At 61.1% G+C, this 25,945-nt stretch carries 23 protein-coding genes; 8 read left to right on the forward strand and 15 right to left on the reverse strand.

Annotation, left to right across the window (positions count from 1 at the left end):
• Nucleotides 1-5: 5 nt before the first annotated feature.
• The 4 genes from IB272_RS28290 (at nucleotide 6) to IB272_RS28305 (ending at nucleotide 4,085) form a co-directional block, all read left to right on the forward strand.
• The gene (locus IB272_RS28290; RefSeq protein ID WP_090427291.1) at nucleotides 6-1,325 is read left to right on the forward strand and encodes a polysaccharide biosynthesis/export family protein; all 1,320 of its coding nucleotides are present in this window, start codon (nucleotides 6-8) and stop codon (nucleotides 1,323-1,325) included.
• 161 nt (nucleotides 1,326-1,486) lie between these two features.
• Entirely contained in the window at nucleotides 1,487-2,170 is a 684-nt protein-coding gene (locus tag IB272_RS28295) for a PIG-L deacetylase family protein (RefSeq protein ID WP_090427293.1), read from the forward strand.
• A 37-nt stretch (nucleotides 2,171-2,207) separates the two neighbouring features.
• Nucleotides 2,208-3,416, forward strand: coding sequence for a DegT/DnrJ/EryC1/StrS aminotransferase family protein (locus IB272_RS28300; protein WP_112772863.1), 1,209 nt, complete (start codon nucleotides 2,208-2,210; stop codon nucleotides 3,414-3,416).
• A 78-nt stretch (nucleotides 3,417-3,494) separates the two neighbouring features.
• On the forward strand, nucleotides 3,495-4,085 hold the full coding sequence (locus IB272_RS28305) for a sugar transferase (RefSeq protein WP_060520987.1): 591 nt from the start codon (nucleotides 3,495-3,497) through the stop codon (nucleotides 4,083-4,085).
• On the opposite strand, the gene IB272_RS28310 is transcribed toward IB272_RS28305, so the two are convergent.
• From IB272_RS28310 to rfbF, 11 genes are all read right to left on the reverse strand, one after another.
• Entirely contained in the window at nucleotides 4,051-5,424 is a 1,374-nt protein-coding gene (locus IB272_RS28310) for an O-antigen ligase family protein (protein WP_034798297.1), read from the reverse strand. The two genes, IB272_RS28305 and IB272_RS28310, sit on opposite strands and share 35 nt — an antisense overlap.
• Nucleotides 5,425-5,499: 75 nt before the next feature.
• Nucleotides 5,500-6,309: a 3'(2'),5'-bisphosphate nucleotidase CysQ gene (cysQ, locus tag IB272_RS28315; RefSeq protein WP_112976840.1), complete on the reverse strand. Its 810-nt coding sequence runs from the start codon at nucleotides 6,307-6,309 to the stop codon at nucleotides 5,500-5,502.
• Nucleotides 6,310-6,362: 53 nt separating this feature from the next.
• Nucleotides 6,363-8,252 carry a sulfate adenylyltransferase subunit CysN gene (gene cysN / locus IB272_RS28320; protein WP_192445524.1) on the reverse strand — a complete coding sequence of 630 codons (1,890 nt, stop codon included), beginning with the start codon at nucleotides 8,250-8,252 and terminating at the stop codon, nucleotides 6,363-6,365.
• Complete coding sequence (gene cysD / locus IB272_RS28325; protein ID WP_112772859.1) at nucleotides 8,252-9,151, reverse strand: sulfate adenylyltransferase subunit CysD; 900 nt, start codon at nucleotides 9,149-9,151, stop codon at nucleotides 8,252-8,254. Before cysD ends, cysN begins: the two co-directional genes overlap by 1 nt.
• A 111-nt stretch (nucleotides 9,152-9,262) precedes the next feature.
• Nucleotides 9,263-9,700 carry a GtrA family protein gene (locus IB272_RS28330; protein ID WP_162731905.1) on the reverse strand — a complete coding sequence of 146 codons (438 nt, stop codon included), beginning with the start codon at nucleotides 9,698-9,700 and terminating at the stop codon, nucleotides 9,263-9,265.
• Nucleotides 9,672-10,685, reverse strand: coding sequence for a glycosyltransferase family 2 protein (locus IB272_RS28335; protein ID WP_112772870.1), 1,014 nt, complete (start codon nucleotides 10,683-10,685; stop codon nucleotides 9,672-9,674). Before IB272_RS28335 ends, IB272_RS28330 begins: the two co-directional genes overlap by 29 nt.
• A gap of 14 nt (nucleotides 10,686-10,699) precedes the next feature.
• Nucleotides 10,700-11,680: an NAD(P)-dependent oxidoreductase gene (locus IB272_RS28340; protein ID WP_090427309.1), complete on the reverse strand. Its 981-nt coding sequence runs from the start codon at nucleotides 11,678-11,680 to the stop codon at nucleotides 10,700-10,702.
• A 93-nt stretch (nucleotides 11,681-11,773) separates the two neighbouring features.
• The gene (locus IB272_RS28345) at nucleotides 11,774-12,997 is read right to left on the reverse strand and encodes a class I SAM-dependent methyltransferase (RefSeq protein WP_112976842.1); all 1,224 of its coding nucleotides are present in this window, start codon (nucleotides 12,995-12,997) and stop codon (nucleotides 11,774-11,776) included.
• 2 nt (nucleotides 12,998-12,999) lie between these two features.
• Nucleotides 13,000-14,250, reverse strand: coding sequence for an aminotransferase class I/II-fold pyridoxal phosphate-dependent enzyme (locus IB272_RS28350; protein ID WP_112976843.1), 1,251 nt, complete (start codon nucleotides 14,248-14,250; stop codon nucleotides 13,000-13,002).
• A complete protein-coding gene (gene rfbG / locus IB272_RS28355; RefSeq protein WP_192445525.1) occupies nucleotides 14,240-15,397 on the reverse strand; it encodes a CDP-glucose 4,6-dehydratase in 1,158 nt (385 codons plus the stop codon). The genes IB272_RS28350 and rfbG overlap by 11 nt, the downstream gene beginning before the upstream one ends.
• A gap of 3 nt (nucleotides 15,398-15,400) precedes the next feature.
• On the reverse strand, nucleotides 15,401-16,225 hold the full coding sequence (gene rfbF, locus IB272_RS28360) for a glucose-1-phosphate cytidylyltransferase (RefSeq protein ID WP_051659417.1): 825 nt from the start codon (nucleotides 16,223-16,225) through the stop codon (nucleotides 15,401-15,403).
• A gap of 403 nt (nucleotides 16,226-16,628) precedes the next feature.
• Between rfbF and IB272_RS28365 the strand changes: the two genes are divergently transcribed.
• On the forward strand, nucleotides 16,629-18,266 hold the full coding sequence (locus IB272_RS28365) for a glycosyltransferase family 39 protein (protein ID WP_112976845.1): 1,638 nt from the start codon (nucleotides 16,629-16,631) through the stop codon (nucleotides 18,264-18,266).
• A 38-nt stretch (nucleotides 18,267-18,304) separates the two neighbouring features.
• Here the strand turns inward: IB272_RS28365 and IB272_RS28370 are convergent, their stop codons facing one another.
• The 3 genes from IB272_RS28370 to IB272_RS28380 all read right to left on the reverse strand — a co-directional run bounded on the left by IB272_RS28370 (nucleotide 18,305) and on the right by IB272_RS28380 (nucleotide 21,354).
• A complete protein-coding gene (locus IB272_RS28370; RefSeq protein WP_348646642.1) occupies nucleotides 18,305-19,408 on the reverse strand; it encodes a glycosyltransferase family 4 protein in 1,104 nt (367 codons plus the stop codon).
• 73 nt (nucleotides 19,409-19,481) lie between these two features.
• Complete coding sequence (locus IB272_RS28375; protein ID WP_112772853.1) at nucleotides 19,482-20,141, reverse strand: response regulator transcription factor; 660 nt, start codon at nucleotides 20,139-20,141, stop codon at nucleotides 19,482-19,484.
• 127 nt (nucleotides 20,142-20,268) lie between these two features.
• Nucleotides 20,269-21,354 (reverse strand): glycosyltransferase, encoded by a 1,086-nt coding sequence (locus IB272_RS28380; RefSeq protein ID WP_112976847.1) that lies wholly within the window; start codon nucleotides 21,352-21,354, stop codon nucleotides 20,269-20,271.
• A 425-nt stretch (nucleotides 21,355-21,779) separates the two neighbouring features.
• Between IB272_RS28380 and IB272_RS28385 the strand changes: the two genes are divergently transcribed.
• The 3 genes from IB272_RS28385 (at nucleotide 21,780) to IB272_RS28395 (ending at nucleotide 24,447) form a co-directional block, all read left to right on the forward strand.
• Nucleotides 21,780-22,685 (forward strand): formyltransferase family protein, encoded by a 906-nt coding sequence (locus IB272_RS28385; protein ID WP_112976848.1) that lies wholly within the window; start codon nucleotides 21,780-21,782, stop codon nucleotides 22,683-22,685.
• An 87-nt stretch (nucleotides 22,686-22,772) separates the two neighbouring features.
• Nucleotides 22,773-23,744, forward strand: a complete 972-nt coding sequence (locus tag IB272_RS28390; protein WP_192445526.1) for an ATP-grasp domain-containing protein — start codon at nucleotides 22,773-22,775, stop codon at nucleotides 23,742-23,744.
• A gap of 4 nt (nucleotides 23,745-23,748) precedes the next feature.
• The gene (locus IB272_RS28395) at nucleotides 23,749-24,447 is read left to right on the forward strand and encodes an HAD family hydrolase (protein WP_112976850.1); all 699 of its coding nucleotides are present in this window, start codon (nucleotides 23,749-23,751) and stop codon (nucleotides 24,445-24,447) included.
• A gap of 90 nt (nucleotides 24,448-24,537) precedes the next feature.
• On the opposite strand, the gene IB272_RS28400 is transcribed toward IB272_RS28395, so the two are convergent.
• Nucleotides 24,538-25,728: a calcium-binding protein gene (locus IB272_RS28400; RefSeq protein ID WP_112976851.1), complete on the reverse strand. Its 1,191-nt coding sequence runs from the start codon at nucleotides 25,726-25,728 to the stop codon at nucleotides 24,538-24,540.
• Nucleotides 25,729-25,945: the final 217 nt, after the last annotated feature.

Here is a 25,945-nt window from a genome sequence, read left to right on the forward strand (position 1 = left end):
GAAGCATGAAGTTTCCGGCTCAGACAATCTTTCGCATCGTCAGTCATATCGCTTTCGTCGCGACGGCGACGTTGTTGCTGACGGGTCCCCTTCACGCTGCCGGCGCATCGACCGCCAGTACGCCCAGCGCCACCGCATCGGGCGCTGCAACAGCGAGCGCCGTGCCCACGACCCAGGCGGCGCCCGCCGCCTACCGGGTTTCGGTCGGGGACGTGCTGTCCTTCGACATATTGGATGATGCCGAGTTGCCGACGTCGCTGACGATTGCGACCGATGGAGCGGCCGCATTTCCCTTGATCGGCGCGTTCAAGATCGAGGGGCGAACCATTCCTGAGGCGGTTGACGCCTTGCGCAGCGAATATCTGTCCCGCCAGCTGCTGACCGATCCGAAGCTGTCGCTTTCTATCGTAACGGTTCGCCCTGTGCTGATCCTTGGCGAAGTGCGCACACCTGGCTCCTTCGCCTATTATCCGGGACTGACGGTCGAGCAGGCCGTCGGCCTTGCCGGTGGACCACAGACGGCGATGAGCAATCCGGCTGACCGCATCATCGCCCAGGCGAAGCTGCGCGGCACGATCGAGGAAACGGATGTTGAGATCGTGCGAGAGGCGGTCTACACCGCCCGGCTTTACGCGCAATTACGCGGTTCCGAGAAGGTCGACCTCAAGGATATTCCGGAAAGCGTCAAGATGTATGTCGATGAAGTTTCGGTCGGTCCCGTGGTCGCGATCGAGGAGAAGATCCTGAAGACGGACCTGCTGTCGACAAAGAACCAGATGGAGATCCTCAACCAGAGCATCATGCAGACGGAGGCGAGCCTCACGATCCTCGACAAGCTCAAGGAGCAGCAGGAGGAGGTCGTCGCCCTCAACGAACAGGTTGAGGCGAGGACGCTCGCGCTCAGGAAACGGGAGCTGAATACGGAATCGGAGCTTTCACGGGTGAAAATGGCGACTTCGAGCGAAAAATCGCGATTGCTGGAGCTTATCTCCGAGATCGGGCGCTCCAACCGCGAGCTCGCGAACCTGAAGCTACAGCTCGAAACCTTGAAGGCAAACCGCGAGAAGGAGATCCTGACCTTGCTCCAGGAGCGCGAGGCCACGCTCAAGAAGCTCGAAACGCAGCGTCAGTCAACCAAGGAGCAGATGGTCCTGATGGCTGCTGCCGAGGTCGATTCGAGCAAGAACGAACAGGTATCGTTTCTCTACAAGATCGATCGGGAGACCGGTCGCGGCGAGGCCAAGACCCGGCAGAGCATCGAGGCCACAAAAGTTACGGCTGTGCTGCCTGGCGATGTCATCTTCGTATCGATCGCCGGCCTGTAGCTTCGGAATAATAGGGGCTTCGGCCGTGCATAGATGGAGAGTTGCGTGAGGGGCGAGTTTGCATGTGGGCTGACGTCGGGCTTTGACGACGAGGATGACCGTCATTGTCGGGAAACGGTTCTGAGATCGGCGGCGATCGGGGTGTTGGCGAGGGCAGCAGGATGAGCCTGATGGAAACGCTCGGACGAACGCTGGTCATCGCACCGCATCCCGACGACGAGGTTCTGGGCGCCGGCGGAACGATGGCGCGGCTGGCGGCGCAAGGAAGCGACGTCTTCGTGGCTGTTGTCACAGAGGGAAAACCACCGGCCTATGATCGCGCCTCGGTGGAAGCCGTTCAAGCCGAAGCCCATGAGGCGCATCGGATTCTCGGGGTCAAGGAAACGCGCTGGCTGGGTTTCCCCGCCGCAGCCCTTTCCGAAACCTCCCATTCGGCGCTTAACGCCGCGCTGTTCGAGCTGGTGCGCTCCATCGCCCCGCAAACGCTGATCATCCCCTTTGTCGGCGACATGCATGTCGATCATCAGTTGATTTTCCTGTCGTCGATGGTGGCCGCAAGGCCGCATCAGCCCGGCTATCCCAAGGTGATCCTGGCTTACGAGACGTTGTCGGAGACAAACTGGAACGCGCCTTATGTGACGCCGGGCTTCGCACCGAATGTGTTTGTCGACATCAGCGACCATATCGATCGAAAGCTTGCGGCGATGAAGGCGTTCAAGTCCCAGGTTCGGGCGGCGCCGCATGAGCGCAGCCTCGAGACCTTGAACGCGCTCGCCACATTGCGCGGCGCAACCGTGCTGAAATCGGCCGCCGAGGCCTTCGTGATGGTGCGGCAGGTCATCTGATATTTCCGGAGTTTTCAGTTGAGCGAGGGAGCAAGCTGTGGCGACGTGGCCGGTATATGACGAGGAACAGATTGCGGATGTTGCCGCGGTGTTAAGGTCGGGCAAGGTGAATGCCTGGACCGGGCCGCACGTTGCAGCCTTCGAGGAAGCCTATGCCCGTGCACTCGGGCGCAAGCACGCCATCGCGCTTGCGAACGGTACGCTTGCGCTGGAGCTGGCGCTTTTCGCGCTCGGTCTCGAACCCGGCGACGAGGTGATCGTGACGCCGCGCAGTTTCGTCGCCTCGGCGTCGTGCGTTTCGTTTTGCGGCGGCGTTCCCGTCTTTGCCGATGTCGACGAGAACAGCCAGAACATCAGCGCCGCAACGATCGCACCGAAGATCACCAACCGGACAAAGGGCATCATCGCGGTCCACCTGGCAGGCTTTCCCTGCGACATGCAGGAAATCATGGCCCTCGCCAGACAGGCCGGACTTTGGGTGATCGAGGATTGCGCGCAGGCCCACGGCGCGGAGATTGACGGCAAGCCGGTCGGAAGTTTCGGCGATATCGCCGCGTTCTCCTTTTGCCAGGACAAGATCATCACGACCGGCGGCGAGGGTGGCCTGATCGCTCTTGACGACGAGGCACTGTGGAAGAAGGCCTGGAGCCGTAAGGACCACGGCAAATCCTATGACGCGGCGTTCCTGCGAGAGCATCCGCCGGGTTTCCGATGGCTGCATGAAACGATCGGCACGAACTGGCGCATGACATCGCTGTCGGCCGTTCTCGGCTCGAGGCAATTGGAGCGCCTTCCGGCATGGCACGCGACAAGGTCTCGCAACGCTGCGATCCTCGACGAGGTGGCCCTAGAGCTTGCAGCGTTGCGCGTACCGACGTTGCCGAAGGGATATCGCCACGCGTACTACCGCTACTACGCTTTCGTTCGGCCGGAGGCATTGAAGCCCGGGCACGATCGCGACTGGATTGTCGCGGCGATGAACGCGGCAGGTGTGCCGTGTTTTTCCGGAAGCTGCTCGGAGGTCTATCTGGAGAAGTGCTTTACCGATCTTGGGCTTTCGCCGTCCGAGCGGCTCCCGGTCGCACGAAGGCTGGGCGAAACCAGTATCGCGCTTCTCGTCGATCCGGCGCAGAGCGAAGAGGCGATGACCAAGGCCGCCCGCTTCCTGCATGCCGTCGTCACCGAAGCGTCTCTTCCCGCTCTGGGTCAACGCGCGCCGGTGCTTGAAATGGAAGCGCGGGCATAGAACCGCGATTTCGGAAACGGTCGAGCAGCCGCGACGCGGTTGCCCGGCCATGTGCCGACCGGTGCATGGGAGTTGAAGATGAAGCGGTGCTTTGACATCGTCTTTGCGTTGGTCGCGGGCCTCTTGAGCCTGCCGATCATGCTGGTGGTCGGGATTGCGGTCGCCATCTGGCTTGGGCGGCCCGTGTTGTTTTACCAGACCCGGGCGGGGCTCGACCGGCGTCCGTTTCGCATGATGAAGTTTCGGTCGATGTCGGATGCGCGAGACGCCGAAGGCCGCCCCCTCAGCGACGCCGAGCGCACGGGACGGTTCGGGCTTCTGCTTCGCCGGACGCGCCTGGACGAGTTGCCCGAGTTCTGGAACATCCTTATCGGCGACATGAGCCTCATCGGCCCGCGGCCGATCCTTCCGGAGACGATCGACGCGCTGGGCGAGCGCGGGGTTCGTCGCTGCAGCGTTCGGCCGGGGCTCACCGGCTGGGCTCAGATCAGCGGCAACGCCATTCTTTCGAACGACGACAAGCTCGATCTTGATCTCTGGTACATTGCCAACCGATCAGCCTGGGTCGATCTCAAGATCATCGCCGAAACTGTTCTGGTGATGATCCTCGGGGATCGGATCAGCGAACGCCGGCTCAGCGCGGCACGCCAGAGCGTGCCTGAGCGATAAGATCCTTCTGCCGCAGTTCGGGTTGTGGCGCCGGTTCGGGTTGGGCAAAGGCGTCCGACGTCGCTTTTGCCGAAGCTGAGAGCGCGATGTAGGCGCAGGCAAGGGCCACGGGCAAGACGAGCGGGAAGGGCCAGAAGCGGCTATAGGCGTGCGGCACGGCATTCGCGACCAACAGCAGCATGGAGACGTTGGCGACGATGCAGCCTGCAAACGGTCGCCCGCCGGGAAGCCGCGCCACGGCCAGCGCCGGACCGAAGGCCGAAAGCAGCATCACCAGAAGACCCACCGCCGAGATCAGCCCGCCTTCCGTCCACAGGAGCAGATAGAGATTATGAACCGGCTGGTGAATGGCGCTCGCGATCCGGTACTGGTCCGCGCCGACGCCGAGCAGCAAGGTGCTGTCGGTCATGTTCATCGCTTCATAGATCAGATCGACGCGATGATCGAACGTGCCGGCCTGGCCGATGTCGCCGCTTTCGAGCGCTCCGAGCACGCGTTTCTGGAATGCGGCCGGAAGATAGTCGCGGGCGGATGTGAAGACTGCGAGAACGATGCCGGCCAAAAGGACGACGTTGATGATCAGCCGCTTCCAGTTGACGCCGATGATAGCAAATACGCTCATGCCGAAGACAAGGGCGATGAGGCCAGTGTTGGAGCCGGTCAGCACGATCCCGTAGATCAGGATAAATAGGGCAAAGACGGCATAGATTCGGTTGAGCCGCTTCGTCGTGATCAACACAAGCAGGATCGGGACCGCGAGCGCTATCACCGCCGCGCACTCGTTTTCACGCTCCATAAGGCCGCTGAAGCGGCCGTTGCCGCTGACGAAGTTCGTGTTCGTGCGGCCATCAATATGGATGAGATAGATGCCCTGGAAACAAAGGACGAGGATCGAGAACACATAGGTCTTCGCGAGCAGCACGAGCTGATCGAGCGTACGACCGCTGAACAATAGCACTACAAAGAGATAAGCGTAGAGATATTGGGTGACGACGACGATGCCGCGCATCGGATCCGGGCCCGCGATGCTGCTTACCAGCAGGCCGGAGACCAGCATTGTCAGCCCCAGCCACCACAATCCGCTGCTAACACGCCCGAAGAGCTGAAGATCGATATTGCGGTTGAGTAGCGCAAAGCAGAAGCAAAGAAAGGCGAGGAAATCGGCGACCGTAAAGTTCGTATCGCCGTAGCGAAAATAGTTCATCGAGCAAAAAAAGACGGCGCCGACCAGCAGAAGGAACTCGATCTTTTTGGTGAGCACGATGCCTGGCGCGTCGCGGCGAGCGGCTTCGCGGCGAGCAGCCAATCCGGCCGAAAGGGTATGGTTGAACATGTTCATGGCATGCCGTCACCTTCAACCAACACAAGGCCGTGCGCTCGAACGTCGTCTTCAGGCATTCTAGACTTTCTCCCTTTAGTCTGCTTCCTTTTCGCAGGCCTCCGGCCCGCAATCACGCCCCCAGCCGATGAACCCTGGATTGGCGAAATCGCAATCATTTGCCTGACGCCGCTTTCCGTAGCGGAACGGTTGCCCGTCAAGCGTCGTGACGCGCCCGCCGGCAGCGCGCAGCACGGCATCACCGGCGGCCGTATCCCATTCCATCGTGCGACCGAAACGGGGATAGACATCGGCGAGCCCCTCGGCCAGCAGGCAAAATTTGAGCGAGGAGCCCACCGACGTGCAGTCGCGGATTGCGTTCTGCTCCAGAAAATCCGCCGTCTCGGCATCGCTGTGCGAACGGCTGGCAACCGCGGTCAGATTTTCAGGCCGTTCTCGACACCGTATTTCCGTGGTCCCGGTGATGGCAAAGTCGGCGGTCACCTGAAACTTCTTCGCCCGTCCCCCTTCTGCGACATAGCCAACGAGCCGAGCGGGCGCAAAGACGACGCCAGCCACCGGCTCGCCGTCGCTGATCAAGGCGATGTTGACGGTGAAGTCACTTCGCCGGTTGATAAATTCCTTCGTTCCGTCGAGCGGGTCGACGAGGAAGAAGCGCCGGCCCTCGATCTCGGGCACTGAGCCTGCCGCGACGGCTTCCTCGGCGACCACCGGGATATCGGGGAATGCTCGAGCCAAAATGGCAAGGATGATCTCTTCGGCACGCCGGTCCGCTTCGGTGACCGGCGAACGGTCGGCTTTTTCATCGACCGTGATATCACGCGCATAGACGTCTAGAATGGCCTTGCCAGCCTCTATCGCTGCGGCCGTGAGCGTATCGATCATTATCTTTCTCCGTACTGCCGCTGGGAGCGTCGTCTGCCGCGCCGGACTGGTCGTTATTGATTGTCCAGGTAGGCCTCGATTTCGCCTGCAAGCGCCGTGACTTCGCGGCCCACGGTGTGCAGGTGGATTTCCGGCCTCTCCGGGCGCTCGTAAGGCGAACTAATGCCCGTAAAGTTGCTGATCTCGCCGGCGAGCGCCTTCTTGTAGAGGCCCTTGGGATCGCGGCGCGCGCATTCCTCGATCGGGGTGTCGACAAAAATCTCGATGAATTCGCCCGGGCCGAACAATTCGCGGGCCATGCGGCGCTCCGAGCGGAACGGCGAGATGAACGAAACGAGCACGATTAGGCCCGCTTCGGTCATGAGTTTCGCGACTTCGGCCACGCGTCTGATGTTCTCGACGCGGTCTTCTTCGGTGAAGCCGAGATCGCGGTTGAGGCCGTGACGGACATTGTCGCCGTCAAGCAGGAACGTGTGCTTGCCCCGGGCGTGCAGCATTTTCTCGACAGTGTTGGCGATCGTCGATTTGCCCGAGCCGGAGAAACCGGTGAACCACAGCACGCGCGGCGTCTGATGATTGAGCGCGGAGCGGGCCTTCTTGTTGATGTCGAGGGCCTGCCAATGCACGTTGAGCGCGCGACGCAGCGGAAAGTCGATCATGCCGGCGCCGACCGTGGCGTTGGTGAAGCGGTCGATCAGCACGAAGTTGCCGGTGGTCCGGTTGTCCTTGTAGCTGTCGAAGACGATCGGCGCCTGGGTGGAGAGATTGCAAACGCCGATCTCGTTCATGCGCAGCGATTTTGCCGCTTCCTCGGCGAAGGTGTTGACGTCGATCTGGTGTTTGAGGCTGGTAATCGTCGCGCTGACGCTGTCGACTTCCGTGCGCAGGATGTAGCTGCGTCCGGGAAGCATCGCATCCGAATGAAGCCAGATCACGTGCGCCATAAACTGATCGGCGACATGCGGCCGATTTTCCGGCGGCACGAGCATGTTGCCGCGTGAGATATCAAGTTCGTCCTCCAGCACGAGCGTGACAGACTGGCCCTCGACCGCGCGCGCAAGCTTGCCGTCATAGGTGACGATTTCCTTGACCCGGGTGAGCTGGCCGGATTTTGCCACCGCGAGCGGATCGCCGACAGCTATGCTGCCCGATGCCACCTGGCCGGCAAAGCCGCGAAAGTCGAGATTTGGGCGAAGGACCAGTTGCACCGGGAAACGGAATTCCGCTTCGGCTGCCTCTTCCTCGATCGGCACCGTCTCGAGATGCTCCAGCAATGTTGGACCGCCATACCAGGGCATGTTTGGCGAACGGCTCGTCATGTTGTCGCCAAAGCGCGCCGAAATCGGGATCGGCGTGATCGTCGAGAAGCCGAGGTTCTCGGCAAAGGCCCTGTAGTCGGCGACGATCGTGTCGAAGACCCTGCGGTCAAAACCGACGAGGTCGATCTTGTTGACGGCAAGTACGACATGGCGCACCCCGAGCAAGGACGCGATGAAGGAATGGCGCCGCGTCTGCTGAAGAATACCCTTGCGGCTGTCGACGAGCACGACTGCAAGGGCCGCCGTGGACGCCGCAGTGACCATGTTGCGGGTATACTCCTCGTGCCCCGGCGCGTCGGCCACGATGAACTTGCGGCGCGAGGTAGCAAAGAAGCGATAGGCAACGTCGATGGTGATGCCCTGTTCTCTTTCTGCCTCCAGGCCGTCGATCAGGAGTGCGAAGTCGATGTCGCCGTTGTTTGCGCTGGTGCGTTTGGTCTCGCGCTTAAGTGCTGCGAGCTGGTCGTCGAAGAGCAGCTTGCTATCGTACAGCAGGCGGCCAATCAGCGTCGACTTGCCGTCGTCGACCGAACCACAGGTCATGAAACGCAGAAGCGATTTCTTCTCCTGTTTGGCCAGATATTCGAGCACGCTGCCCGGTGTTGCGGGAATGCTGGCGGTCATCAGAAGTACCCCTCCCGCTTCTTCTTCTCCATCGACGCGGTTTCGTCCGCGTCGATCAGGCGGCCGTGCCTTTCCGACGTGCGGGCGGTCAGCATTTCGCGGACGATGTCCTGGAGTGTCGTGGCGTTGGATTCGATCGCAGCGGTGAGCGGGTAGCAGCCAAGCGTGCGAAACCGCACCAGGCGCTGCTCAACCTTCTCGTCCGCATGGAGCGGCATGCGCTCGTCATCCACCATGATCAGCATGCCGTCCCGCTCGACGACCGGACGGCGTGCGGCGAAGTAAAGTGGCACGATCGGGATGTTTTCCTTGAGGATATATTGCCAGATGTCGAGTTCCGTCCAGTTGGACAGGGGAAAGACACGAATGGATTCGGATGGGCCGACGCGCGTGTTGTAGCTCTTCCAGAGCTCGGGCCGCTGGTTCTTCGGATCCCAGGCGTGCTGAGCGTTGCGGAAGGAGAAGATGCGCTCTTTTGCCCTGCTCTTTTCCTCGTCCCGCCGCGCCCCCCCGAAGGCCGCATCGAAGCCGTATTTGTCGAGTGCCTGGCGCAGCGCAATCGTCTTCATCACATGCGTATGCACGTTGGAGCCGTGGGTGAAGGGGTTAATCTGCTGCTCGAGGCCGTCGCGATTAATATGAACAAGCAGGTCGATGCCGAGTTCGGCCGCAGTCCGGTCGCGAAACTCGATCATTTCTCGGAATTTCCAGGTGGTGTCGACGTGGAGGAACGGGAAAGGCGGCTTGCCGGGATAAAATGCCTTCATCGCCAGATGCAGCATGACGGAGGAGTCCTTGCCCACCGAATAGAGCATGACCGGTTTCGCAAAGGTCGCGGCGACCTCTCGGAATATGTGGATCGCCTCGGCTTCCAGGCGCTGCAAATGAGTTAAGGACATCGGTGCTAATGCTCCAATATTGCAAAAAAACTTGAAACCTCAATTATATATTGCGTTCCGTTTGGAAGTGTATGTATTTTTTAAATTTAGATCTTAACTATACTTATTGTTCTAGGCGTTAGTTCTTGTGGTCGTAGTTGGCGCCTCTGAGCCACGAAAGACCCACAATCGCGACGCCAGATAATTCCAGACAAAGACGATCGGGACGCTGATCACCTTGGCGACCGGTGCCGGGATCGTTAGGGCAAGGCCGGTGACGATCCCCGTCGATATCAAGAGACCCGTCAGGGTGGCAGCGACAAATTTCACCGCCTGCACATGGCTGTGGGCAGCGCGGAAGGTCCAGGTGCGATTGAGCATGTAGCTGACCGCGATGCCGCAGGAATAGGAAACGAGGTTGGACAGCGTTGGCCGAGCCCCCAGGAAATAGAGCGTGTTAAACAACACCATGTCGAGCAGGGTCGTCACGGCTCCCACAGCCGCAAACCGTGCAAGCGTTTCGCCGGCACGCTGCCGGGAGCTAGCGTCTTTTGTTGTCGGCAACGACATCGCCGTGCCTCCAATCCGGCATCGCCGGAGCCGGCCGCCGGTGTTCGTCGTCGTTGAGCGACGCTTCGATAATCGGGGCGGGCCGGCGTTTCGACTGCATGAAGATACGGCCCACATACTCACCCATGATGCCGAGAAAAATCGCGTTCAAGGTGATCGAAATCAGAAGCAGGATCGTTGTCGTTGCAAAGCCCGCCGGCCAGTCCTGGCCGAACAGAAGCTTGCCGACGAGGTAGCCGAACAGAAGCAGCAGCGTTGCTGTGCCCATCACCAGGCTTGCCATCGAGGCCAGTCGCAAGGGTGTCAACGAATGGTTGAGGATCCCATCGACCGCAAGCGACAGCATAGCCTTGAATGGGAACTTGCTTTCACCCGCGACACGGGCCTCACGGTCATACTCGAAGCCAACCTGCGAGAAACCCATCGCACTGATGAGTCCGCGCAGATAGGGCGAGGTGTCGTCGACCTTCCGCAGTTCGTCGAGGATGCGTCGGTCGACAAGGCGGAATTCGCCGGCGTTGAGCGGCAGGTCGTCCTCGCTGAGCGCATTGATACACCAGTAGAAGGCACGGCGGATGCGCGTCGTCAGCCATCCGTCCTTGAGCGTGCGACGGATGCCGTAAACCACCTGGTGTCCGTGGTGCCAAAGCTCCAGCATCCCCGGAATGAGATGGGGCGGATCCTGTAGGTCGCAGTCGATCTGGACCGAGCAGTCGCCCGTGGCAGACTTGTAAGCGACGAGAAGCGAGCGTTGATAGCCGATGTTGCGGCTGAAACGGATCACCCGGACGGTCGGATCCTCGCGGGAGATCTCGGTCAGAATGGGGAATGTGCGGTCGGTGGAATGGTTGTCCATGAAGATGATCTCGCGGTCGTAGCCAGGCAGGCTTCGAAACACGTCAACGATCGCCTCATGGGCGCGCCGAACATTGGACTCTTCGTTGAAAGCCGGCACCAGGATCGAGATTTTGGGTCTCTGCTTCATCGCCACCACCATCTTCACGCCGTTTCTCGAGACCAACGGCCGGCGTTCGAACTGGGCAGCGCGGGGGCCTGCCGGTGCCACTCGACCGTGCGGGTTATTCCCTCGCGCAAGGGGATGCGCGCACTCCAACCGAAGAGGTCCTTGGCGCGCGCCGTCGATGCGCGCAGCTCGTTTGCGCCCGCCGACATTCCTCCCAGACGATATTCGATGAGATCAGGGTCGGCGCCCGTCCGCTCGACGATGAGTTCAGCGACCTCCCGCATGGTTGGTGCGATGCCACTTGCGACATTGACAAGCCGCGTGCTGACCGGCGCGTCGGCGATGCGAAGCAGTGCGTCGACAACGTCGCTCACATGAAGCAGATCGCGACGGTCGCCGGAATGGTGGACAACGCAGGGCTGACCGGCAAGGCAACGTTCGATGAACAGAGGGATCATGAATTCGGTCGACTGCGTTGGGCCATAGACCAGAGCCAGCCTGGTGGTGATCACGGGGAAGGGCAAGCGTCTCTGCAATCCGCCGATGAGGTGGGTGGCAGCAGCGAGTTCGGCACCATAGGCGGTGGCGGGCATTTCCCGGCTCTCTTCCTCATAGGGTCTGGGCGCGGTGCCGTATTCGGCAATCGATCCGGTCCGGATGATTTTCAAGGGCGGATGGGGAACGCTGCTTGCGGCGCCGAGAAGGTTCAACAAAGCGGCGAGGTGTTCTTTGATGCCTGCCTTGGCGTCGCTCAATTCCGCTTCCTCGCGTCTCCTCGGGCGTGCGGCGAGATGGAAGACGAACTCAGGTGAGATCTCCGACAGGCAACACTTCATGGCGTCTTCCGACTGGAGGTCGAAGTTGTGTCGTTCAATCGACTGATCGAGCGCGTCCAGTCGGCTGTCGTCGGAGCCGGGCCGAACCACGACATGGACTTCGTGGCCGACATCAAGGCAGGTTCGCGTCAAATGCGAACCAATGAAGCCAGCAGCGCCCGTAATCAGAACCCTCGACATCGCCCATTCCTATTTGCGCAGGACAGTCGGATTGAAGCCCCGGTCGAGTGCGCTTCCACCGCGACGGGTGGAAACGCCTCACCTCCGTCGCTTTCAGTTGACCATGGCCGGGTACGGCAACGGCAAGAGGAAGCGGCCGCCATGCGCGGCGAAGTCCGCCTGCTGCGCGCGGATCTCATCGAAGAAATTCCACGCGAGCACCAGAAGCACGCCGGGCGCATCCTCCCGCAACACGTCCGGGGAGCGAATTGGTATTTTCATGCCCGGCGAATATAGGCCCTGCTTCAAGGCATTCCGGTCAACCAGGTAATCGAGCCTGTCCGGGCCGATCCCAAAATAGTTGAGCAAGGTGTTTCCCTTGGCAGGTGCACCGTAACCTGCGACGGTGACGCCGTCTTTCTTGAGCTGGTCCAGCATGGCGATCAGATCGACGCCGATCTTCCGGATGCGCTCGGCAAAGGCAAGATAGGTATCCGCCTCGAGCATCCCTGCCTTGAGCTCTTCCGCAAGCATCTCGCTGACGATCGCAGTCGGGGGCGTGGCTGTGGCGGCGTGTTTGAGGAAAACGCGCATCGAGCCTCCATGCACGCCGAGACGATGAACATCGACGACGTCAAGGTCGAAGTACCCGCCGAGCTTGACGAGCGATAGTAGGCTGAACTCGGATACATGCTCGTGATAGATCGTGTCGAACTCGTTGTTTTCGAGAAGATTTTTCGCCCAGGGCACTTCGATGACGAAGACACCATCATCGGCCAGCCAGCCTTTGACGCCAGCCATGAAGTCATGAAGATCGCCGATGTGGTTGAACGTGTTTGTGGTGACGATCGCTTTTGCCGAACCGTACTCACTGATCAGTCGGCCTGAGCCGCTATGGGTAAAGTAGCCGACGTCGACGTCGACACCGCGCGAGCGGGCGATCTCGGCCAGGTTCGCCGCCGGGTCGACGCCGAGCGTCTTTCCACCCACCTTGTTGCACGCCGAAAGCAGGAGGCCGTCATTGCAGCCGATGTCGACGATGAGCCCGTCGCCGGCGGCCTTCTTCAAAATTCCGGCCAGTCCAGCAAAATGGTCATGCATGGATGTAGCGCTCGATGGGACGTAGAGATAGTGCTCAAAGAATCCGTCGGGAACCTGGTCGGAGACCTGGATCAATCCACAGGTCAGGCAGGCCTGCGAGTCTAGCGGATACATGGGCTGGTTCGCGGGCACATCTTCCGGGCGCACGAAGCTGTTTGCCGGTGGGTGATCGCCCATGCAGAGAAACGTCAGTGGGTCGGCTGCAAGGCAGGCGCGGCATCTCAAAAGGCGTGTCATTTTCAAGCTCCAGGTTGCTCAAAGGAGGCTGTTTGCTGCTGGCGGCGCTTGCTGGCGCCCGAGCTCGCGAATTGCGTGGCGAAATCGCTGAACGACTGGTGGATATGGTCCAGGTGCGCCTGTGTCAGGCCATGGTGGCAGGCGAGCAGAATGCCGCCGCGCATCACGTCGTCGGCGACCGGATAGCCGCGCGGCTCGACCTTGCTATGAACGCCGCTCATCGCCGGTTGGCGCAGGATGTTTCCGGTAAACACCGGTCGGGTCTGGATGTCGCGCTGTTCCAGGAAGATCTGCATCTCCCGGCGGGTGAATGGCGCATCCGCGCGCACAGTCATCGGGAATGCCAGCCATCCGGTTCGCGAAAGCGGCAATTGCTTCGGCAGGACGAACCAGTCCTCGTAGGCCTCGAAGAAGGCGCGCTGCTTGGCGAAGTTGCCCTCGCGCGCATCGATGTTTTGCTGCAGCCGATCGAGCTGGACAAGCCCGAACGCCGCGCCCATTTCGGACGGTTCGATGTTGAAACCCAGCACTTCGAACACGAACTTGGCGTCGTAGTCGAAGCCGTCGAGGTCGATGTTGAACCGGTTCTCGATGGTCTCGGACTCGACAAAGAGCGAGGATGTGCGGCCCCAGGAGCGATAGAGCATTGCCTTTCGCGCCAGTTCGTCGTCGTTGACGCAAACCATGCCGCCGTTGCCCGCCGCGGTGATGACATGCGAGCCATAGAAGCTGGTCGTGCTGATATCGGACCGCGCGCCGGTGCTTGTATCCCTGATCGTCGCGCCGAGCGTGTCGGCGCTGTCTTCGATCACCAGCAGTTTGTGCGCGTCGGCGATGGCGCGAATGCGATCCCAGTCGGGCAGGTTCCCGATCAGCGAAGGGATCATCACCGCCTTCGTCTTTCTGGTAATCATCCGCTCGATCGCATCGACATCGATATTGTAGGTACCTTCGACGACGTCGACGAAAGCCGGGATAAGACCGGCGCGCACGATCGGGGCGACGGTCGTCGCAAAGGTCAATGCGGGCGTGATGACCTCCGATCCCTTCGGAAGGTCGGCGATTTCGATGGCGAGATGGTTCGCGGACGAACCTGAATTCACCATGATGCCATGCCGTTTCGCAAAGAGCATCGCGACACGTTCCTGCATCGTCCTGACGGCCGTGCCCATCTGTGTCGATGAGCGCAGGACTGCCACGACGGCATCAATCTCTTCCTGACCGTAAACGGACTGTCCGTAATTAACTCGCATCTTTCCAATCTCCGATGTCGCGCAATGGCAATGGTCTTGCTTCGTGTTCGACTTCCTGTTTCCAGGCGGCGGTGTATTGCTCGATCTGATGCTCCGAGAACGACCGTATGTTCCTCGGATCCTCCCTATACTTGCGGTACCAGGCGACAGTCATGGTTACGGTGTCGCGCAGGCGCAGCACCGGCTTCCAGCCGAGTTCCGTGCGGGCCTTGGTGCTGTCGAGGCGCAGGATGGTCGATTCCACCGGTGCGTTTACCTGCGGCTCGACGATGTACTTCGGTGGCGCGTCACCCCATTGGGCAACGACCATGTCGGCAAGCGTTCCGACATTGACGGTCGCTTCCTGGTCGGGGCCGAAATTCCAGCCGCCGGCAAAGCGCGTTCTGCCGTGAAGCAGGTGCGCCGCCAGCATCATGTAACCGCGAAGCGGTTCGAAGACATGCTGCCACGGCCGGATGCTTGACGGATTGCGCAGCCGCGCGGGGCTGCCGCCTTCCACCGACCGGACCAGATCGGGCACGAGCCTGTCGGCACCCCAGTCGCCGCCGCCGATGACGTTGCCGGCGCGCACGCTGACGAGCTGAGGCCCGTTGGGGTCATTGAAGAACGAGGATCGATAGGCCGCTGCGACGAGTTCAGCGCAGCCTTTCGATGAGCTATAAGGATCGCGCCCGCCCATCGGGTCGTTTTCCCGATAGCCCCAGACCCATTCGCGGTTCTCGTAGCACTTGTCGCTGGTGACGACGATCACGCCCTTCAGGGATTTCATGCGCCTTGCCGCATCAAGCACGATGGCGGTGCCGACGACATTGGTCGCATAGGTGTCGACCGGGTTCTCGAAGGAGGCGCGAACCACGGCCTGCGCGGCCATGTGAATGACGAGATCGAAATCCTGTCCGCCGATTGCCCTCGCCACGTCGGCGGCAGACCGGATGTCGCCCTCATGGCCGTCGATGACGTCGCCGAGGTCGGCCGCCAAGTAGAAGGACGGTATCGACGGTGGCAGCGAGAGGCCGACCACCGATGCGCCCAGTCGCCTTAGCCAGAGCGAGAGCCAGCCTCCCTTGAAACCGGTGTGTCCCGTGATCAGGATCTTTCGGCCACGGAACGCCTCGGCAAGGTCGACCTCGCTGGTGATCAAAGCCATGTCCTACATCCGTACGTGATGGGTGGAGGGTGCGGCTGTCGCGGCGGAAAGGTGATCGCGTTCAAAGTGCAGCCACGGCGGATCTTCGCTTTCGCACAGCCCGTTCAGGTAATCGCGATCGCGGATCGTATCCATCGGATGCCAGAAGCCGTGATGCTTGTAGGCAAACAGTTGACCGGCCCTGGCGAGATTGGTCAGCGGCGACATTTCGAGCGGTTCGGAAAGGCTCGGAATGTAGTCGAGGACGCCGGGTTCAAAGACGAAGAAGCCGCCGTTGATCCAGGTTTCCTTCTTCTGCACCTTCTCGGTGAACTCGACGACCTGGTCACCTTCGATCTCGAGGTTGCCGAAACGGGCCGGTGGCTGCACGGCGGTAACTGTCGCAAGGCGCCCGTGCGAGCGGTGAAACGCCAGCAGCGCCTCTATGTCGATGTTTCCGACGCCGTCCGAATAGGTCACCATGAAAGGCTCGTTGTCGAGCCATTCGCGCAGCCGCAGGAGCCGCCCTCCAGTCATCGTCGACAGGCCGGTGTCCACGACAGAGACATTCCAGTCGAGCGGATGATTGGGGTGCAGCACCATCGAGCCGCTTCCGAGCGCAACGGTAAAGTCTGCGGTCGACAGATGGAAGTTATGGAAGAAGCTCTTGATCGACATGCACTTATAGCCGCCGGCGACGACAAAGTCGCGGTGCCCCCAGTGGCTGTAAATGTCCATGACGTGAAGAATGATGGGTTTGCCACCAATCTCGACCATCGGCTTGGGAATACGCGTGGTTTCCTCGGCCAGGCGCGAGCCAAGCCCTCCCGCAAAGAGAACGACTTTCATAGCGGTCTCCAAGAAGATATGTTTGGGATAGTGTTGACGTCTCAGGTTTTATTCATGAGCAATCGCGATCCAATGCGCGATTTGAGCGTTTTCAATAACTGATTAAAATGCACGTCAATAAAAGCAGGTGGTTACCTGCGCGCTACGGAATATGTCTGGATAAGTCCCAGGGTTTCCGTTATGTTAAGTAACTAATATACAAGAAATACCTTATATTCTGCTTGGCCGCAAGCCTTTTTACGTGTCAGGTTTATCCCTGCACGCTTGTCGGGGTTGTCCCGCTAGGCCATGCGCCGCTGCGCATTACGATCCTGTGTGATCTATTTGAAGCCGTGTGCGACTGCATCGTTCCCGTCGCCAGCCTGTATTTTATACTTCGTCTATTTTTGTTCGGGGTTTTTGCATGACCTATCCAGCAAGTGTTTCTTCGGAAAGACAGGAAACTGTTGAAGGAAAATCGGTCGGGATTTTCTATCAAGTCGCCGCGGCCCTGTTCTTCCTGTTCGTTTTCTATTTTCTGTTTCTTCGGATCATGAATTTCGAGATGCGGCGAGACGAGCAGCTGTATGTGCCGCCGGCCAGGCTCTTGAACGACCAGTCGCTCTACGCCGATTTCTTCTACAATCATCCGCCGGCCTCTGCGTGGTACTTCTACGGCATCAGCAAGCTGACCGGGTCCAGCGACCTGCTCTTAAGCGGTCGCCTCGGTGTCTTCCTGGCCTGGATCCTTATGGCAGTCGCTGTCGGCGGCGTGGTGTATGTGTTGACGCGTTCGGCTTGGGCAACTGTCTGTGTCGGCATCCTGTCGCTGGTGAACGAGTTGTTCCTGACGCAGACGGGTGTCGGCGCCACCAACAATTTCCTGCCGTGGCCCTTCGCCTTTCTCGGCCTCAGTCTTTTTCTTCTCGCCCTGCGTAATGAACAGCGCCGTTCGTTTTTGGTGGCGCTGGCCGGGTTTCTGCTGGCCTTGGCCGTGTGTTTCAAGCTGAGCGCCATCGCCTTCATCCCGGCCGTGGCCGTGGCCGCATTCCTTCTGCCGCGATCGCTGGCGCTGAAGGATCGTATTGCCAAGGTCGCGGCGCCGCTGCTGGTCGGCGGTCTTGCCGGCGGCGCGCCGATCCTTTTTTATCTCGTCAGGGATCCGCAGCTCTTCCTGGCGCATGTGGTGCGCTACCATACCGGTCCGCATCCGCAATACTGGCGGCTGATGAGCGGCGACGGGGAGGGCGGGGCGATGTCGCTCGCCCAGAAACTGGTCATGGCGCAGGATATATGGCTAGCGCCGGCCGTGGCCGTGGCGCTTGCGGCGATCATCGCCGTCGCGTTCATCGTTCTTGCCCGGCGCACCGACAACGTGGCGGTCGAACCACAGCTGCGCATGGGGGAGGTGCTCGTGCTTGCGGGCGTGCTCGTCTGCAGCTTTGTGCTGAGCTTCGTTCCGACGCCCGGGTTCCCCCAGTATTTTGCGCCGCCGCTCGTCTGCCTTCCGCTGGCGTTTGGCCTTTTGCTCGAGGCACTTGGTCCGCGCGCACTCCCCACGGTGCGGCCGATCCTGCTGTCGGCCGTACTTGTCGTCCTTGCGGTCAACGCGCCGCGCCTTGGTCAATACCTCGGCAAGGCGACCCATCCGCAGCAGTGGACGACGATGCGCGTGCATGAGGGAGGCGTGACGATTGCTGAGAGAATGCAGGCCGCCGGCGTCACCGGCAAGGTTGCGACGCTCGCGCCCATCTATCCGCTGGAAGGCGGCCTCGATGTCTATGCCGAGCTGGCGACAGGGCCGTTTGCCTACCGCACCGCCGACATGACGAGCCCCGAGCTGGCGAAGTACTACAAGATGACGTCACCATCGACGATCGAAGCGCTGTTCGAGAAAGACCCGCCGGCGGCGTTTCTGCTTGGCTTTGAAGACGAACTGGAAAAGCCGATGCGTGCCTATGCGGAAAGCCACGGCTACGTGCAGTCCGCGTCTCTCGGTTTCAAGGACAGATATGGGATCCCGACCCTCTACCTGAAGCCAGCAACGCCGCCCGGGTCGTGATCGGGTGATGCGGCGTCGCCTCCTGAGGCGGTGCCGTATCAGGTCGATACGCGCGCTGCCGGGTAAAGCGCGTGGGTCTCTTCAGGAGCGGCGATGACGTCATCCCACTGCTTTAGCACCGACTGGATAGCGTAGCGCGTGGCAACCGCGCGTGCGCCCATGGCGCCGATCTGGTGCCGGAGTGTCGCGTCGGCCGCCAGGCGGGCTATCGCGTCTGCCAGTCGGCGAGTGTCCTCCTTGGGGACGAGCATGCCAACCGCCGGCGTGTCGATGATTTCCGACGGCCCCCAAGGACAATCAAAGGCGATGCTGGCAAGGCCCGCGGACATCGCCTCCAGCAGCACATTTGGGAAGCCTTCGAAGCGCGAACTGAGGACGAAGATATCGCCGGCGTTGATCCACTCGACCGGTGATTTCGTCGTGCCCGGCAGACGAACGCGGCTCGAAAGGCCTAGGCGTCGGACCTGTTCCTCAAGCGCCGGCCTTTCCGGGCCTTCGCCGAAGATGGTCAGCGTCATGTTCGGCGCGCGCCCCGCGATATCGGCAAAGGCGTCTATCAGTAGATCGAAGCCCTTCTGCCTGTCCAGGCGGCCGACGGCTAGCACGCGGGTGTTGGTGCCTGACTGTTTGGCACGTACATGCTGAAGCGTGATCGGATTGGGGATGATCACAGCCTTGGCTTTGAGGGGCGGTGGCAGCGAATTCACAGCTTCCGTCGTCTGCATCACCAGCCGCTCCGCCAGGCGAGCCGCCAGCGGCCGCGCCAATCGCCATAGCGGGTTCATGTCTTGCGTATTGAAGTTGTTTCGCTCGGAAAGGACGAGCCGCAGGCCGAGGCCGCGGCTGGCAAGCACGACTATGATGTTGACCTTCGTCAGAAAGGAGATGACGAGGTCCGGCGATAGGGCGCGCAGGCGCGCGCGCAATCGGGCGATACGCTCGACTGTCCTGAACACAGGCACCGACGAGCCGCCGCCCAGCGCCTCCACGCGGACGGACCTGTCGTAGGCAAAGTAGGTCTCCGGGGTTTCTGCGTTGAGCGCGAGCACGTGCACTTGGTCACCGCGGGCCGAGCGATGGCGCGCAAGGATGTTGACGATCTTTTCAGCGCCGCCGGCACCAAGCCCCGAAAGCACAAACACAATTCGCAATGGCGGCTCCTGTCTCGATTAGGGGCAAGCTGACATCCCGCCTGCGCCCCGACCCGACCACGGCTTATACGGCGCTCATCCAGCCGTGGGTCAAGGCGAAATGGACAATCTGCGCCCGCGTGTGGAGCTGCAGCTTCTCCGTCGCGCGGGCCTTATATGTTTCGATCGATTTGACGCTGACATTGGCGCGCGCGCCAATTTCCTTGTTGGAATACCCAAGGGCTACGAGGCGTAGAACGTCTTGCTCGCGACGGGTCAGCCCCGGCACCCCCCCCGTCTTCATCGCGCGCGACCCGGGATTTGGTGCCGTGCGCGTCAGTTCCTGGGCAGTTGGCGGATCGAGGTAGAGCCCACCATGCGTGACGGAGCGAACGGCAAGTAGCAGGTGTTCTGGCGCAGAGCATTTCTGGAGGAAGCCCTTGACGCCGATCTGAAGCGCCTGCTGCGCGTAGGAGCGCTCCGGGTAAATCGTCATCACCACCACATAGGCCGAAAGCTGCTGCTTGAGTATTTGCTCCGCGAGCGTAAGGCCGCTCATGTCGGGAAGGGCAATATCGATGACCGAAACGTCCGGCTCTGTTTCCTTGATCAGCGCCAGCGCCTCCGCACCCGTTCCGGCCGAGCCGACGCAGACGATATCGTTGGTCGTCTCGATCGTCGCGCGGGCGCCGACGATGACGAGCGGATGGTCGTCGATGATGACTGTGCGTATCGGCTTCGTCATGCTGCCCGCCTGACTGTCGGCGCCAAGTCCCCCGACATTCGCTTAGGTCGCGCCTCTTTGTTATTGTCGTTCATGTGTCGGTCCCCCTCTCCGAATTTTTTCCGCAGCTTGAGCCGTGCGGTGGCTGCTAGAAAGTCCTCAGGAAATTGGAGTAACGCCGTTCGATGTTGTGCAGCGTGTATTCGCTTTCTATACGATTGCGGGCGAGATGCGCGTACCGGCCATATTCCTCCGGCGATAGGTCGAGCACCTTGCGCATGGCGTCGGCAAAGGCCTCGGGATTGCGGGCGGGCACGACGATCCCGGCATTGCCGGCAACCTCTGCCGCGTCTCCCACGTCCGTTGCCACCACCATTTTTGCGTAGCTCATCGCCTCGGCAACGACGTTCGGAAAGCCTTCTGTTCTGGAGGACAGGGCGAGGATGTCGATGCTGCGGTAGAAATCCTCCATGTCCGCGACCTCGCCCCTGAGGTCGATGGCCTCGCTTGGCAATCCGGCATCGGAAATCAGCTGGACGACTTCGGGATTGTCCCAGGCTAGTCCCCGTCCGGCCGCGAGAAAGCGCGTGTCGGGATGGGTGCGCAACACCGAGGCGGCGGCGCGAAAGAAGGTGGCGTGATCCTTCTGCGGGTGGAAACGCGCGACGATCCCGATCCGCCGGGGCGGCGCTTCATGGCCTGCTGCCACTGCCGGAATTTCAAAGCCGTTCGGGATGACGACCGAATTCAGGTTGCGGTAGCCATAGGCGCGGTGCATTTCGCGCGCGCGTGACGAATTGTAAATGATGCCGGAGGCCGAGCCGGAGAGCACGCGGGCGGCGGCGATCGCCATATGCGAGCTTCGCGACAGCGAGGCAACATCATCCAGCGACTGGCGAACATTCCAGATGACCGGCGTTGCGCGGCGCGCAAGCTTGGCAGCGACCGTGCCGACCACCATGGCGTGGTACATCCAGCACAGCATGACACTCGGCTTTTCCTGGCGGATGATGTTGGCAAGCCGCATCGTGCCGTGCAGGATGGCCGGGAGCGAGTGTGCGCCGAGCGCCACATACTCGACGCGCGGATTGTCCGCGAGGTCACGGTTTCGCGCCGAGACATCGAGCAGCGATACGACCATAACGCGTTCGTCAGATGACGCCTTGAGCAGGCGCGCGAGCATCGTCTCAGCTCCGGCGCTTGCGCTGAAATTGGTGATCAAATGCAATATCATACCGTGGATCCGAAGTTGCGCCGCCGTTTGGGCCTTCGTCCGCATTCCCTGAGCCTGACGACAGGGCGCACCTGGGTGCTTCCCGGCGGGGGCACAAGCATTAAATTCCTGGACGCGCCCAGTGCACGCCAAGACATCAACTTCCTATTGCCTCGATTATGGACACTTCGGACGCGATTATTTCTGAAATAGGTTCGTACTCTAAATTGACCTTCCAGGGCGCGCCCTAGAATGCAGTGGTTTCAAGATACAACGGCAGACACTGTCATGCAATTATTCTCTTGCAGTATAGCCCGGCTCTGAAATAGCATCCCGTCATATCATACTTGAAATACATTAATATCGCCCGGATGGGTTATTTCTTCCCTTGGTTGTGATCCGAGTTGTATATTGCGCTCTGACACATTGTGCATTTGAGAACCAAAATGCGTTTTGCTCTGGTTGGTGCCGTCGAAGGATCCTTAATCGCGCTCAATGCCCTGTTGGCGAAGGGGATGCTGCCGTCCCTGGTGGTTACGCTGCCGCCGGAGGCTGCGGATCGCCATTCCGATTTCGCGGACTTGACGACGCCGGCGCGCGCGGCAGGCAGCGCGGTCTGCCATACGACGAATGTGAACGCCGAAGACACGCTCGCAGCCATCCGCGCGAGCGCCCCGGACCTCGTCCTGGTCCTCGGCTGGTCGCAGATCTGCCGCGAGGCCTTCCGTGCCATCCCGCGGCTGGGCGTGATCGGGTTTCACCCGTCGGCGCTGCCGCGTCTGAGAGGCAGGGGTGTTATCCCCTGGACCATCCTGCTTGACGAAAAGACCACGGGTTCGTCGCTCTTCTGGATCGACGAGGGCACGGATTCCGGCCCCATCATTCTGCAGCGTCTGTTTTCCGTCGCGCCGGATGAGACCGCGCGTAGTCTCTACGGTAAGCATGTGCGCAATCTGGCGGAGATGGTGCCGGAGGCCGTTGAATTGGCCGCAGCCGGCAAGGCGCCGCGGGTCGAGCAGGACCACAGCCTGGCAAACTATTGTGCAAAGCGTGTCGCCGAGGATGGCTTGATCGATTGGCAGCGCCCGGCAGCGGAGGTGCTGCGACTGATCAGGGCGGTCGGCGAGCCCTATCCCGGCGCCTTTTCGCGCCCGGACGGAAAGGTCGTCCATATCGATGCGGCGCGGCCCTTCGCGGACTCCTTCCGTTACATCGGCCTTGCCGCGCAAGTTCAGACTCATACGGCGGATGGCTTTACCGTCATGTGCGGAGACCGGCAGTGCATCGAGGTAACCGCGTGGCGCACGGCCGACGGCCGGCGCCCCCCGGTGCACAGCAAGTTGGGAGCGTAATCGCGCGGGCATTGCATCGGGTTCAGTCAGGCGGGGCCACAGTGATTGCCTTGGCCCCTCGTCCTAACAGTCAAGGAGAAGGCTTGTATGGCGTACCGATCGTTCAAGATCCTTGTCTCTTCCGCGGGAAGGCGTGTTGGCCTGATCGAGTGTTTTCGCCGGGCAGCGCGCGCGCTGGACATCGATCTCCAAATTCTGGCCTGCGATCTTGATCCTGACCTGAGCGCGGCCTGTGCAGTCGCCGACCGGGCTTTCGCGGTACCCGCCTATAATCACCCGGAGTTCACGGGCCGCCTGGCGGAGATCGCGCGGGCGCATGATGTGCGCCTGCTCGTACCAACGATCGATCCCGAACTGGTGCCGCTTGCGGCAGCGGTGGGGGATTTCGACCGCTTCGATTGCCGCGTGCATGTGAGCACTCCGCCGGTCATCGACGTTGTGCGCGACAAGCTCGAAACCATGCGCGTGCTCGACGCGGCCGGGGTGCCGGTCCCGCGAACCGGCATGCTGGAGGAGGTTCGCGGCGAACTCTCCCGCTGGGACTGGCCGCTGTTCCTCAAGCCCAATGCCGGGAGCGCAAGCCGCTCGATCAGCATGGTGCGCGCAATGGCCGATCTGCCTGAAACGACAGCAGAGCCGATGATCCTGCAGCAATATCTCGACGGCCCGGAGCATACGGTCAATGCGTTCGTCGATGACGGTGGCACATTGCAGTCGGTCATTTCGCATCGGCGCTTGCGCATAAGGGCAGGCGAAGTCGAAAAGGGCGTCACCGAGCGCCATAAGGCGCATCGGGCGATGGCTGAGGGTATCTTGCGGGCGTTGCCCGACTTGCGCGGTGCGTTCTGTTTCCAGGTCATGGACGATCGGCTCACCGGCCCGCGGGTGATCGAAATCAACGCCCGTTTCGGCGGCGGCTATCCGCTTGTGGATCATGCCGGCGCGACCTTTGCCCGATGGCTGCTGGAGGAAGTGGCGGGCTTGCCGAGAACGGCGCATGACGATTGGCGAGAAGGTGTGTTGATGCTGCGATACGACGCGGCGGTCTTCAGGGGATAAGCGGATGGGCGGGCAGGTGCTTGTCTTCGATCTCGACGATACACTTTATCTGGAGCGGGATTTCGCCCTAAGCGGATTCAGGGCCGTTGATGCCTGGCTGGCGAACCATCTGGGCGCGGAAGGCTTTGCCGGGCACTGCGAGGCAGCTGCTGCGAGCGGGCCCAGCGGACGCGTTTTCGATACGGCGCTGGCAGCGATGGGCATTGCCGTCGACGAAGCGTTGGTCGGCCAGTTGGTTGCCGTCTACCGCGGACACCAGCCGGAAATAGCTCTCGCCGACGATGCTCGCCGCTATCTGGAGCGTGCGCGCGTCGGCCGAAGAGCGATCATTACCGACGGGCCTGCGGCCACGCAACAGGCCAAGGTCAAAGCGCTGGGGCTCGAAGCCTTGGTGGACCGGGTGATCTTCACTGATCTTTGGGGGAGAGAATTCTGGAAGCCGCATGCTCGGGCCTATGAGGCGATCGAGACCTGGGCGGACGTCAAGCGGGACAATCTCATCTACATCGCCGACAATCCGGTGAAGGATTTCGTCACGCCGCGCCGGCGCGGATGGCAAACGGTGATGGTCGCGCGCGAAGCGCGGGTTCACCGCACGGCGGCGCCGGATGATGCACACCAAGCCGATAGGCGGATCAGCGATCTAGACGAACTGGACGAGGCATTGCGATCACTCGCCGCTGGTGAAGCGGTCTCTCGGTGAGCTTTTCGCGAACTGGACTGCCAATACAGGCAGGAACGGGCGGTAGTGGCGGCCGCGGAGCGCGTATTCAAACCCGCGGCCGCCGGTATTTTACGCGAAGGTGAAGTCTGCCGCGCTGAAGTTGGCCGCAGACAGGGTACCGTTCGGATCGTCGACGACGATCTGGAACGCGTGGCCGGCCGAATCCTGCGCCTTCAGGATCACGTCGCCGCTCGGGTCGTCATAAGCATAAACCGTGCCGGGGCCGCCGGTGTTGGCATAGCGGGTGATGCCGAGCTTTTCGAGGACGATGCGATCGAGACCATCCTGATAGTCCATGATGGTATCCTGGCCGTTGAGTGCGCCAGCGCCCTTGAGCACGAAGCGGTCGGCGTCGGCGCCGCCCCAGAGAAAGTCTGAGCCGGTCTCGCCGATCAGGGTGTCCCTGCCAGCGTCGCCGCGGATCGTGTCGTTGCCCGAGCCGCCGTAGAACAGGTCATCGCCATCGCCGCCATTCAGCGTGTCGTTGCCGTCTTCGCCGCTGATGCTGTCGTTGCCGCCATCACCATAGACGAGGTCGTCGCCTGCGCCGACGCTGATCTTGTCGACGCCAGCACCGCCATGGGCCTCATCACGACCGTTCTCAGAATCGAGAATGTCGTTGCCGTCGCCGCCGTCGAGATAGTTGTCGCCGTCGCCGCCATCGACCCGGTCATCGCCGATGCCGCCATAGACGTGGTCATTGCCGGACTGGCCCTTGAGCGCGTCGTTGCCGCCTTCGCCATAGATGTAGTCGTCGCCGGCGCCGCCGCCGACGGCCTGCGTCGTAACCTTGCCGGTCGCCGGATTGATGCGATTGACGAAACCGTCATTGCCGTCGCCGGCATAGATGATGTCATTGCCCGCGCCACCGTCGATATATTCCTCGCCGGCACCGCCGTAGAAGGTATCGTTGCCAGCACCGCCGAGCATGGTGTCGTGGCCATCGCCGCCGTCGAGTGTGTCGTCGCCGTCCTCGCCGTCGAAGATGTCGTTGCCCAGGCCACCCATGAAGCGGTCGTTGCCAAGGCCGCCATCGAAGGAGTCGTTGCCGACACCGCCTTCAGCATAATCGTCGCCTGGACCGGCCTTGAAGAAGTCGTTGCCGTCGCCACCGTACATCCGGTCGTTGCCGTCGCCACCGTCGAGATAGTCGTCTCCGGCATAGCCCCAAAGGCTATCGTCGCCGCCATATCCATAAATTGTGTCAGCTACGTTCGTGCCATAAAGCGTGTCAGCTACGGGTCTTCCCTTAACGATCATGTTTCCATCCTTTATTAGTGTGGCAGAATACGCGCCGTTGCTTTTACCGACCGCCGCGCAAAGACAGCAAGCGACCTTAGCGTGTGAAAACTGTGATCTGTCGTGTTAAATGGTGGGGGTCTAAAATAGCATCTATAAGCAACCGCTACAACAGATGTATAGTACCTACTCAACCTCCGGCACGTTGACATCGGGGAACACTTCCATCGATACGGCC

The organism is Ensifer sp. ENS08 (assembly GCF_014852195.1).
Classification (GTDB): domain Bacteria; phylum Pseudomonadota; class Alphaproteobacteria; order Rhizobiales; family Rhizobiaceae; genus Ensifer; species Ensifer adhaerens.